Here is a 12,380-nt window from a genome sequence, read left to right as displayed (position 1 = left end):
ATCCTACAAAAGGTGGATAAATCGGTCTATATGAATAAGCAGCCGGAGCATTACCTGTGCGGAAAATTTATATCGGAGGGCAACTGGAGCCATATGAGGCGCAGCGGCATGCCTTACGAAATCATTGTTATGCTTGAAGGGGAAATGTTTATTGCCGAGGACAACGAGCGCTATCATGTAAAAGCTGATGATATGCTGCTGCTGCGCTCTGGGCGTACGCATTACGGCTATGAAAAAAGCTATAGGCGCGTCAGCTTTTTTTGGGTGCACTTCAACATGGAGGAGGGGCCCTTCATAGACCTGCCCTCCCATGCCACGCTGAAGCTGCCATCCAGCGTTAATCAGCTGTTCAAGCAGCTGCTGCATGTATCAACCTTTTCCGGAGATGAAGCGGATGCGGCTTTGCTATTACTTCTGTCCGAGCTGAAGCGCCAAGCGGGAGGAGCCTACAGGCCCCATAGCGCCACCGTCGATCAAATTTGCAGATGGGTGGATATCCACCTGAACCAGGACATCAATGTACAAAAGGTTGCTGAAGAATTCAACTTCAACAAGGAATACATCTCCAAAATGGTCAAACGCGAAAAAGGCGTTGGCCTCAAAACCTACATTCTAAACGGCCGTATGGACCGCGCCAGACAGCTGCTGCTGAACACGCATAGAAGCGTGAAGGAAATCGCCGTAGAATGCGGCTTTTCAGACTACAAGCTGTTTCTGCGCCGCTTCAGGCAATACGAAGGCGTTACGCCTTCCCAATACCGCAACCGTTTATACTCGGTTCCGCTGAATAATTGAAGCTTCAGCGGCCGACGATTCGGGTAATTTGCTAAACGAGATGCCCTACCAGATGCGCATCCAGATGCACTTCCAGATGCACAACCAGGCTACACAGGCGGAATAAATGACAAGCTGAACTCACTGATTACACAGGCGGGGTTAAACATACACAACATGTAGAAGTTGTACGATTAATCGTACAAAATCAACGGCTACTGCGCCCATGGATGCCGCTTTGTACGATTAATCGTACAACCCCATTATACCGGCAAATGTCTTATGGGTTATTGCGTTTCCTTTTGGGCCTTGTGAATGACAAACGAAACCGAGGTGCCATTGCCCGGGCTGCTTTTGATGAGCAGCCCGACTCCAAACTGGCGTTTCAGACGGAGGTCCGTGTTGAGCAATCCCACGCCGGAGCCTTCTCCAAAGCCGCCGGAAGGCAGCGGACCGGATAAGCTTTTGCTCATCCCAACGCCGTCATCCTCCACTGTAATTCGAACCAGTTTCCCTTCTTCGGCCCCTTCTTCGGCAACCCGAATCGTAACCGTTCCGCCTCTTCCGCGTTCCATAATTCCGTGCTTAATCGCGTTTTCGACCAGCGGCTGAATAGTAAGAGGCGGCACATGCAGCCCGAGGCAATCCTCTGCCTCCACCTCCCACTCCACTGAAAGCCTGTCCTCAAAGCGTTCCTGCTCAATATAGAGGTAAGACCGGACTATGCCAAGCTCCTCCTCAATCGGCACCAGCTCATTTACATGATACGTCCTGAATTTATGCCTCAGCACCTGACTCAGCTCATCCAGCATACGGCGCATGCGCTCTGTATCAATTTCGCTAAGAGCGGATATTGCATTTAAGGCATTAAACAGAAAGTGAGGCTGGATTTGCGCTTGCAGCCAGGCGGCTTCCATTCCAAGCTTTTCTCTGACAGACTGCTTCACCTCTGTTAACATACGAACTCTGGACCGAAGCTCTGTCGCCTCCACAGGCTTGCTTACATAATCGTTGGCTCCCGACCGGAATCCCTCCTGTATATCCTCGGGCCGGGTTCTTGCGGTGAGCAGGAGTACGGGAAGCTCTGCCAGCGAGTAACGCTCCCTTATTTTCCGAGTCAGCTCGTAACCCGACATTTGGGGCATCATCACATCTGAAATAACCAAATCCCACTCCTGCTTCTCCAAAGCCTCAAGCGCCTGATCCGCGCTCCCGACTGAATCTACCTCGTAGCACTCCCCTGACAGCAGCGTTTCCAAAACGCTCCGATTAACCGGATCATCGTCAACAACCAGAACCCGCGGCTGATTGAAAAGCAAAGCTTTATCCGATTCAGGTGAAAAAACTACGGGCTGAGCCATAGCATCTGCCTCATGCGGGAGAACGGCTTCGTTCGTTGACGTCACAGCAGCCTCTGCCATAGCTGCCTCTGTAGCGGCCAGCATCCACAAGTCAGCTTCTTCCCGCTTCTCCGGATTAGCCATCGGCAAGGAAAAGCGGAAGTTGGAGCCTTTTCCGGCCGTTGATGACGCCTCAAGCCTGCCTCCATGCAGCTCTGCCAGCTGCTTGCTGATGCTTAAACCCAAACCAAATCCGCCCTCCACCATGGATTGACCGGAAGCCCCTTGCTCGTAGGGCTCAAAAATCCGTCGAACCGTTTCTTCATTCATGCCGATACCGGTATCCGTGACTTCAATATATACACGGCCCTGGCGCAAATCGGCTTGTATCGCTATTTCACCAGCACCTGTAAATTTGGCTGCATTATGTACGAGATTAAAAATAATCTGAACAACACGGTTTTCATCCCCCCAGACCTGCGGCATATGATCAGGTATACGATTTTCAAGACGAACCTCCTTGCTTTCTGTCATATACCGGACCATATCAAAAATACCTGCGGCGAGAGATTGAATATAAAAGGCCTTCATATGCAGCTTGGGCATGCCTTCCTTCAGTTGCATAGCGTCCAGCAGATCATTCAGCATAAAGGACATGCGGCGTCCAACGGTCAGAACAGTACCCAGATCCTTGACGCTTTTATCGCCAAGCTTCCCCCTTTCCCGCTCCAAAACCGCTTGGGATATATTCAAAATACCATGCAGCGGATTGCGAAGCTCATGCGACGTATTAGCCAGGAACTCGTCCTTTTGTTTGTCGGCTCGCTGCAGCTTGACGGCCAGCCGGCGTGTTTCGAAGTGAATGTTCAAATATTTTTTGAACCAGACCGTAACAAACCCGCCTATCGCAAAAATGAGGTCAAACGGATAATAGATCACCTTGATGCCCGTCAGCAGCATAATCGTCCACCAAATCAAATGGCTGGCTACGGCAAGCACGGAAAACAATACAGGAAGATTATCCATCATTTCCCGCTTAGCGCTTTTAAAAATCGTTTTTATAATCAGAGCAAAAGATAAAATCACCAATGGAGAGCTTATTGCCTGCAGCAGTATGTTTTCGCGGACCGATGCAAAAAGACTCAGTCCGGCACCAGCTATGCATAAGCCGTACAGAATCGGCAGCCGCTTTCGCAATGGCGGGGCCAACTGGTCGGCAAAGCAGACAAAGGATAAGGCAACAGCCGCAAAAGTAAAGAGGAGAAGCAGCTTAAAGCTCAAATCATAGGGAACAAGAAACCATGCCTGCGCCAGCTTTTCTTCACTGGAGAGTACAAGTATCGCCATTAAAAGCAGGGAAAGCATAGAATAATAGAGCAGTCGTTTTTCCCGATTGCCTAACAGATAAAGCAAAAAGGCATAGGCGCCATGCATTAGCAGCGCAAAAGAAACGATCAGCTGCATGGATACAGACAGCTGAACCTCTCTTGCAATCGCCGGCTCCAATCCAAACTTGATAGAGCGAATAATGCCGCTCGAGCGGGGATCGCGATAATTCGCCGCTTGAATGACGATTTCGATTTCGCTTTTTCCCTCAGCCGTAAAAGAAGCGGTATATGGAATATTCCATGGATGATACAATTGTTCATCCGTTGCGGGTTTTCCGGATTGCATGAGCATCTGACCGTTGACATAGAGCTCGGAGGAGCTGCGCACGCTGGGAACGAGCAAGCTGTAATTCATAGGATTTTCTTCGTTCAACAGCACACGCAAGCGATAGGTTCCGTATCCATACGCTTGGTTAGCTTTTTTAGCCTCCTCATTCATCACATCGTTCCACCCGCCAGGTACCTGGAGCAGATGCGGTCCGGTATTCGGGACATCTTTATATTCGCCATACTTGAAGGATTGCGGATAAAATTCCCATTCGCCGTCCAACGACACTGTGTGGAAAGAGGTAATTTCCTCATCGCGCAAATCCAGCACGCCGTTTATCGCCAATGGCTGCTCCGTGCTGGAAAAAGCGGCAATCCAAAGAAGGCGCAAGGCAATAAGAAGCGCGCTAAAAATAACAACGGCCGCCAGCACCGTCCACGTTTTTTTTCGAGATGTCCCGGGCATATCAATCAGACCTTTCAACAGTCATAAAAAGATTCAAAGAGCTAAGGAAAATAGTGTTAAGACAATATTTACTCCTTCTATTATATAAAGGATAAAACAAAAAAAAGCCAGCACAGTTATGAATAGCGCATCGGTCAAAAAGCCGATGCAAATGATAATTTGTATCAAATAGAAATTATTCCAAAATTATCCCCTTTGTGATATACTGATATCAAAATCAATTTAAAACTTAATTATTGCGGTTTAACATGCTGTTTCCTGAATCCAGGAAGCAGCATGTTGCATTTTAAGGGCCGTAATAGTAAAAGTCATTCTCATTCAGAAGGAAGTGCATGATCATGTTCACCAGTCATCAGGATGTGTCGTCTTCGAATGACAAAGCCAGCTTAGAAACAACCTTTCATAGCTGGAAAGCACGCTACGGCGAGCTCGCCGCAGCACTGATTGGAGGCGGGTTAACGGCTATAGGGTGGCTGTTGGAGCAACGGCTGTATAGCGTGGCCGTCAGCTTCTTCATCCTCTCTTATGCGGTTGGCGGATACGCTAAAGCCAAGGAAGGCCTGAATACCCTCGTTCATGAAAGGGACTTGGATGTCAATCTGCTGATGTTTGCAGCAGCCATCGGAGCCGCGGCCATAGGATATTGGACGGAAGGAGCCATACTCATTTTTATCTTTTCGCTTAGCGGCGCATTAGAAACGTTGACTATTGAACGGAGCTCGAGAGATATCTCGGCATTGATGGATATGAAGCCGGAGAAGGCTATCCGCTGCCTGGAGGGCGCCCAAGAGACCGTGCCCATTCAGGAATTGCGTATTGACGATATCATAATCATCAAAAATGGCGAGCGGATTCCCGCCGATGGAATAGTAATGGAAGGGACGTCTTCAGTGAATCAAGCCTCCATTACAGGAGAAAGCATCCCCGTCGATAAGGCTGCCGGCGATCCTGTTTTTGCGGGCACTTTAAACGGTGAAGGCGCTTTGTATGTTAAAGTAACGGCCTCAAGCGAGTCTACTTTATTTGCCAAAATTATTCGGCTGGTACAGGATGCGCAAAGCGAAATGCCGAAGGCAGAGCGCTTTATGCAGCGCTTTGAACGTATATATGCCCGTGCGGTTATAGGGATAACCTCTTCCTTAATTGTACTCCCCCCCTGGCTTCTCGGCTGGAGCTGGACAGATGCCTTGTACAAGGCGATGGTATTTCTTGTGGTGGCATCTCCCTGTGCATTAGTCGCATCCATTATGCCCGTTATGCTTTCCGCAATATCCAATGGAGCGCGTAAAGGGCTTTTATTCAAAGGAGGAGCGCATCTCGAAAGCATAAGCTCGGTCAAGGCCATTGCACTCGACAAGACAGGCACGTTGACAATAGGAAAACCGGCAGTCACTGACATTATAGCGTTTGCACCGCTTAACAAGGATGAGCTTTTGAAAATAGCGGCTTCTATTGAAACGATGTCTACACATCCGCTGGCGCGCGCTATTGTAGATGAAGCGGAAAGCAAAGGGATTAGGCTGGAGCGCTGCTTGGACTTTCAGGCCATGACAGGGCGAGGCGTCCAAGGAAATGTTCTGGAACAAACTTGGACGATTGGCAAACCGTCTTTATTCGAAAAAGAAGCCAGACAGCAAGGCATATTTGAAGAAATTGAGAAGCTTCAGCAAGGCAATACGGTTGTTGTTATTGGGCAGGCCGGAACAGTGATTGGCGCTATTGCTCTGCAAGACCGGATACGGCCTGAGGCAGCTCCTATGGTTGAAAAGCTAAAAACACTGGGAGTTTCTGTTGTAATGCTGACTGGAGATCAGAAGCTGACGGCAGACTTAATAGCTTCTCAAGCAGGAATTGGAAGGATTTACGCAGAATTGCTACCCGAGGAAAAATTAAGAATTGTAAAGCAGCTTAAAAACGATTACGGAAGCGTAGCAATGATCGGAGATGGAGTGAATGATGCTCCAGCATTGGCAACTGCCACTGTAGGGATTGCAATGGGAGGCGCGGGGTCTGACGCTGCGCTTGAGACAGCGGATCTTGTTTTAATGAACGATGATTTACTGAAGATAAGCTTTGCGATTGAATTGGGCAGGCGCATGAAGAAAGTTATTAAGCAAAATATCATTTTTGCGGCAGTAGTCATCCTGTTCTTAATTGCCTCGAACTTTATTTCCGGTATTCCGCTGCCGCTGGGAGTGTTAGGACATGAAGGAAGTACGATACTGGTCATTTTAAACGGCTTGCGGTTATTGCGTTAAACAAAAATGTCAAAATACGGGGCATTACCTGGGATGGCGGAGGGCATCTCGCGTCGAGCCGTGCAAGGAGGAAGGCAAGTGGTTCGCTGGGGAAAATGGAACACGCTGCGCAATCAAATTTTTTTGGGCCTAGTGCTTGTTATGTATATTATTTTGGCGTTAATCAGCATTTTCATGTTTGACCGGGTATCCATCATGCTCCAGCGCAATGCGGAAAAACATATCCAGCAAACAGCCGCCCAAGCCTCCGGGCAGCTAGCCGTCCTGCTCAAGCAGGTGGATATGCTGACAACGCAGGTTGCGACTGACGCAACCGTACAGTCCTTGCTGTACAGCGAGGTGCAGGGCGAACGAATCAGCTTTAATACCAGGCAGTCCCTCCAGCAGGTAGTGCGCAAATATGAAGCCTACATAACGGGGGTCCGTTCAATGGAGCTTTATACGGCAGATTACCGGAGCCTGGTTCCGTTGTTTGACGTAGACTCGACCGAGCGTGTATCCGGCGGCTGGATCGGAAAAGTGAATCAGGCGCAAGGCCGGCTCGTCTGGCTTGGCATTGACCCTCTCGATGCGGATACGGTCATTGCCATGAGACAGGTCAGGCTTATGGATCACTCCTTTGCCCACGGCGGCTATGTGTTTGTACGAATGGAACGAAGCTATTTTTCGCTATCGGAGCAGGCAATAAATGCCGAAGGCGGCCCTCAGGAAAAAATGGGACTGTTTGATCAGGCCAATCAAAGCATTTTTTCCACGTTTGATGCCTCCATCCAGCCTCAGCGGGTGCTTAACCATGAAGGGGAAGGCATCGAGCTTAACGGAGAGCAATATATTGTGATCAAAAACCGTTCCGCATTAACAGGCTGGTCCCTCGTTATGTTGACGCCTGTAAATTATGCAAAGGAAGGCATTCCTGTATTGCGCACTATTATTGTTGCGGCAGGGCTGGCGGGCGGCCTTCTTGCGCTTGTATTGAGCTTTGCGTTGTCTACCATGATTACGCGCCCTGTCCTGAACCTGATTCGGGTGATGCGGGGAGCGAAATTAGGAAATCTGAAGCACAATGATGTAAAACCTGCCACTGTTGAGCTGCAGGAGCTCCATTATACCTACAACGGACTCATCGATTATTTGAATGAGCTGATCGAGGTGGTATACCAGAAGGAAATTATTCAAAGCCGAACAGAGCTGAAAGCACTGCAGGCGCAGATCAACCCCCACTTTCTTTTTAATACGCTGGAAGCCTTTTATTGGGCATTGGAGGAGAAGGGCGAGGAGGAATTGGCGCAAACAGTCATTGCCATGTCGGATTTATTCCGCTATGTGATCCATAAAAGCGAAGGCGATGAATGGGTTACGATTGAAGATGAGTTCGAGCATGCCGCCCGCTACTTAAAAATAATGAAAATGCGCTTGCTGGACCGTTTGCTATGGAGCATTCAGCTTGATGAAACCTGCCGCCATGTTCCGCTTCCAAAGCTGCTGGTTCAGCCTTTAGTCGAAAATGCCATTTTGCACGGCGTGGAGCAGCGGCATGGGGACGGAATGGTGAGGCTGGAGGCCCGCCCTTCCTCCAGCCCCGGCTGCGTTATCATTACGATAGCCGATAATGGACCAGGCATGTCCTCCGACAAGCTGGAGAGGCTCCATTTTGCATTGAAGAATGGCCGAATGTCCTCACCAAAGGGCAATGGGGTTGGCATAGCCAATGTGGAGCGCAGATTGCATCTTTATTTTGGCGGCGAATCAAAAGGGCTGAATATTCAAAGCCAGGAAGGAAAGGGCGCAACCATCTCATTTGAAATTCAGGATACCTCTGAAGCATCGGATATCAAGAAGGAGGCTGGAGCATGAAGCATATTCTAGTTGTTGACGATGAGCCGCGAACCCGCGAAGGGGTTTCAAAAACGTTACGAATGTGGGCGTCGGGAGAATACGAGATTACAACGGCGCAAAGCGGCAAGGAAGCGCTCTTGTGGCTGGATCAGCATGACGCATGCTTGCTGCTCACCGATATACGCATGCCCGAAATGAACGGCCTTGAGCTGGCCGAGCAGATTACCAAGCTTCCCCATCCGCCCGTCATTATTATTTTGTCGGGATATTCCGATTTCGAATATGCGCGAAGCGCCTTAAAGTTTGGCGTAGTTGATTATTTACTGAAGCCAATTGAAAAAAACAAGCTGATTCAGGCGGTTGAGCATGCGCTCGAAAAGGAAGCCCGGAATGAACAAATTGATAAAATGCAAAAGCTGATTGATTTCCGGCTGCTTCAAGCTTCCCAGCATAACAACCTGTACAATCCCCATGTGAAAAAGGCGCTGGCCTACATTGAAGAGCACTTCCACAAGCAAATCTCCCTGCAGCAGGTTGCCGACCATTTACCGATTAATGCAAGCTATTTCAGCGTGTTGTTTAAGGAGCAGACGGGTATGACGTTTAGCGATTATTTAACCCGGCATCGAATCCAGCATGCCAAGGGACTGCTGACATCAACAAGCCTGACGGTTACGGAAATTGCCGAGCAGGTCGGCTATCAGACCGCAAAATATTTTATTAAAGTATTTCGCATGCTTGAACAAACAAGTCCCAGTCAATACAGACAGCAATGGCTGCAGGATGGGCAAAAAATCCAATAAAAGTGGTATCACTTCCAATGAGGATGACCTTATGGCAACGCGATTGCCTTGTTACACTTTCAGTAAGCGGTTTCAAATCCGTGATGCCTATACTGAAAGGGGATGTTTGAAGGGATGGCAAGTAAAAAACGGAGTATACTGCTCGCGGCAATGTGCCTGGCCTTATTAGCGGCCGGCTGCGCCAAAGGCGAAAATGAAGGCGGAACCAAAGGAGGTTCCGGAGATTCCGGCGGCAAGGTCACCATCAATTTTATGCATCTGTGGCCTGAAGGCGTATCGGCGGGACAAAACAAAATTGTCAATCAGATCATCAACGACTATCAAAACGAACATTCCAATATTACGATCAAGCAGCAGGTGCTGGACAATGAGCAATATAAAAACAAGCTGAAGGTGCTCTCCTCCTCCAATGAATTGCCCGATGTAGGCGTTACATGGGCAGCCGGCTTTTTGCAGCCCTATGTAGAGGGCAATTTGTTTATGCCGCTTGACGAATTGCTTGGCGGCGAACTCAAGGACAAGTTTGTAGCCGGAACAACCGAGGCTTACGCGATTGACGGCAAAACCTATGCGCTGCCGCTTGAATTCAACATTGCTCCTATTTATTACAATAAAGCTATTTTTGAAAAGTATGACTTAAAGGCGCCTCAAACCTACGAGGAGCTCAAAGCCGTTATCAAAACCTTGTCCGAAAATGACATAGCGCCAATTGCGCTGGGCAATAAGGATCGCTGGACCGGCTCGTTATGGTATATGTATTTGGCGGATCGCATTGCCGGACAACAAACGCTGGCTGATGCAATCAGCGGCTCCGGCTCCTTTCAGGATGAAGGACTGGTTCAGGCTGCAAGGGAAATGCAGTCGCTTGTAGACAGCAATGCCTTTATTAAAGGCTTTAACGGCTTATCCAATGAAGAAGGAAAAGCTGAATTTCTGAATGGCAAAGCGGCCATGTATTTAATGGGCACTTGGGAGCTGCCTAACTTCACGACCAACGACGACATTCCCAAGGAGTTCCGGGATAATGTCGGGTTTTTCAAATTCCCTACCGTCGAAGGCGGGAAAGGCGATATCAACAGCTGGGTTGGCGGACCCGGGGTTGGCTTGTTCGTCGCTCAAAACTCGGAGGTTCAACAGGAGGCCAAAGCCTTTGTCGAATATTTTGTAAACAAATGGGGAGAGCAATCCGTAACGGGAGCAGGCGTCATACCGGCTACCAAGGTAGATACATCGTCGCTTGGTTTGCCTCCGCTTTATATCGACCTGTTCACCGAAATGAACAAAGCCAGCAGCGTCACGCTATTTGCTGATGTGCAGATGGCAGCCAGCGCGGCGGAAACCCATTTGAACATGATCCAGGCCTTATTCGAAAAAGCTGTCACGCCGGAGGAATTTTCGGAGAAGCACAGCCAGGCCGTTGCCGACTCCAAATAGCCTTTGCATACACGACCTGACGAGAGGAGCCGAAAAAAGTGGACAAAGTGATGTCCAATAAAGGAATCATTGCCTTGTACGTGCTGCCTGCCCTGCTTGTTGTTTTAACGATTATTTATATTCCGATCGCTTTGACAGCCTATTACGGGTTAAACAAATGGAACGGAATCGGGCAGCCTTCATTTATCGGATTGGACAATTATACAAAATTGCTTGGAGACGCAGCTTTCTGGGGGAGTGCCTGGCACTCCCTCCTGCTTGCTGTTTTTTCAACATTAAGCCTGCTTCTTTACCTTGCCGTAGCTATGGTGCTGGCATCAAAAATCAGGGGCGCCAATCTGTTTCGCAAAATCTACCTGATTCCGATGCTGCTCTCCTCTATTGCCATTGCACAGCTATGGCTGCGGATGTACCATCCTACCAACGGAATTGTAAATACGCTGCTGGAGACGCTTGGCTTTAGCGATCCGCCCGCCTGGCTGTCGGAGCCAAAGCTTGTGCTGTTTGCGCTGTTTGTCCCGATTCTGTGGCAATATGCGGGCTTTTACATTTTGATTTATTATGCCGCGATCAAAAACATTCCGGCCCAGATGGAGGAAGCAGCCAAAATCGATGGCGCAAGCAGTCTGCAAATCGCCTGGAAAATCAAGCTGCCTCTCATTATGGAGGTTGTTAAGGTAACGGTTGTGCTTGCCGTTGTTGGCTCTTTAAAATATTTCGACCTGATCTACGTCATGACCGATGGCGGTCCATTCGGCTCCAGCGAGGTTATGGCCTCTTACATGTATAAGATTGCGTTTCGCACCTTCGATTTCGGCTACGGCAGCGCGATCAGCTTTTTCCTGCTGATCATTTGTTTGGCCGCAACCTGGGTGATTCGCAGATTTACAGCAACAAAGGACCCGATTGAATATTCATAAGGGGGAAGCCTAGTGTTACCAAAAGCAGCAACGCCATCTGTCAAGCCAAGGCCGGCGGCAGGCTTCAGACCAATCGGCTTTAGTCTGCTTTATGCCGTCCTGATTCTGGTTGCCGCTCTTCAGCTGCTGCCGCTTGTATGGCTGTTCTTTTTTTCGCTTAAAAACAATCAGGAAGTTTTTAATTTGCCTCCCCTCTCCTTGCCCGTTCAATTCCGCTGGGAAAATTACCAGAAGGTTTGGGAGGCAGGCAACATTAATGTCTATTTTTTTAACAGCGTATGGATTACGCTAGCCGCAACCGCGCTGACGATCATGCTTGGCGGACTGGCTACTTTTGCAATTACCCGCATGAAGTGGAGGCTAAGCTCCTTTGTATTGGGGCTGTTTATGGTGGCTATTATGATTCCCGTTCATTCCACCTTGATCCAGCTCTTCAGCATGTTTAACAAAGCGGGCTTGACGGACCATCCCTTATCGCTGATCTTGTCCTATGTCGCCTTTAATTTGCCGATCACGATTATGATTATGCTCGGCTTTTATTATGCGCTGCCAAAGGAAGTCGAAGAAGCAGCCATTATGGATGGCTGCTCCATTCACCGGTTGTTTTTTCAAATCGTGCTGCCCATGACCAGCTCGGTTATTGCCACAACAGCCATCATCAATATGATTTATAACTGGAACGAATTTATATTCGTCAACACCTTTATCAGCTCGGATTCGCTAAAAACGCTGACGGTAGGCGTACAAAATTTCGTCGGTCAATATACGACGGATTGGGGCTCCATTGGAGCAACGCTGGTCATCAGCATTTTGCCTATCCTAGTTATGTTCCTGTTCCTGAGCAATCAGATTATGGAGGGCATTACAGCCGGCTCTGTAAAAGGGTGAATAAGC

The 12,380-nt window shown here is 48.8% G+C and carries 8 protein-coding genes; 7 read left to right on the top strand and 1 reads right to left on the bottom strand.

Annotated features, from left to right (window positions below):
• The first annotated feature begins 30 nt into the window (after window positions 1-30).
• Window positions 31-795, top strand: coding sequence for a helix-turn-helix transcriptional regulator (locus A7K91_RS16410; RefSeq protein ID WP_068684655.1), 765 nt, complete (start codon window positions 31-33; stop codon window positions 793-795).
• 266 nt (window positions 796-1,061) lie between these two features.
• Here A7K91_RS16410 and A7K91_RS16405 read toward each other — a convergent pair whose 3' ends face one another.
• Window positions 1,062-4,235, bottom strand: a complete 3,174-nt coding sequence (locus tag A7K91_RS16405; protein WP_068684654.1) for an ATP-binding protein — start codon at window positions 4,233-4,235, stop codon at window positions 1,062-1,064.
• 338 nt (window positions 4,236-4,573) lie between these two features.
• On the opposite strand from A7K91_RS16405, the gene A7K91_RS16400 reads away from it, so the two are divergent.
• The 6 genes from A7K91_RS16400 to A7K91_RS16375 all read left to right on the top strand — a co-directional run bounded on the left by A7K91_RS16400 (window position 4,574) and on the right by A7K91_RS16375 (window position 12,374).
• Window positions 4,574-6,493: a heavy metal translocating P-type ATPase gene (locus tag A7K91_RS16400; RefSeq protein WP_082967547.1), complete on the top strand. Its 1,920-nt coding sequence runs from the start codon at window positions 4,574-4,576 to the stop codon at window positions 6,491-6,493.
• Between the two features lie 78 nt (window positions 6,494-6,571).
• Window positions 6,572-8,347, top strand: a complete 1,776-nt coding sequence (locus tag A7K91_RS16395) for a cache domain-containing sensor histidine kinase (protein ID WP_068684652.1) — start codon at window positions 6,572-6,574, stop codon at window positions 8,345-8,347.
• On the top strand, window positions 8,344-9,132 hold the full coding sequence (locus A7K91_RS16390) for a response regulator transcription factor (protein ID WP_068684648.1): 789 nt from the start codon (window positions 8,344-8,346) through the stop codon (window positions 9,130-9,132). Before A7K91_RS16395 ends, A7K91_RS16390 begins: the two co-directional genes overlap by 4 nt.
• Window positions 9,133-9,246: 114 nt before the next feature.
• Window positions 9,247-10,566, top strand: coding sequence for an extracellular solute-binding protein (locus A7K91_RS16385; RefSeq protein ID WP_068684646.1), 1,320 nt, complete (start codon window positions 9,247-9,249; stop codon window positions 10,564-10,566).
• Between the two features lie 38 nt (window positions 10,567-10,604).
• Window positions 10,605-11,486, top strand: coding sequence for a carbohydrate ABC transporter permease (locus A7K91_RS16380; protein ID WP_068684644.1), 882 nt, complete (start codon window positions 10,605-10,607; stop codon window positions 11,484-11,486).
• A 12-nt stretch (window positions 11,487-11,498) separates the two neighbouring features.
• Window positions 11,499-12,374: a carbohydrate ABC transporter permease gene (locus A7K91_RS16375; protein WP_068684642.1), complete on the top strand. Its 876-nt coding sequence runs from the start codon at window positions 11,499-11,501 to the stop codon at window positions 12,372-12,374.
• Window positions 12,375-12,380 lie beyond the last annotated feature (6 nt).

This window comes from Paenibacillus oryzae (assembly GCF_001675045.1).
Taxonomy (GTDB): Bacteria; Bacillota; Bacilli; order Paenibacillales; family Paenibacillaceae; genus Pristimantibacillus; species Pristimantibacillus oryzae.
This window is presented reverse-complemented; position numbering and strand designations above follow the sequence as displayed.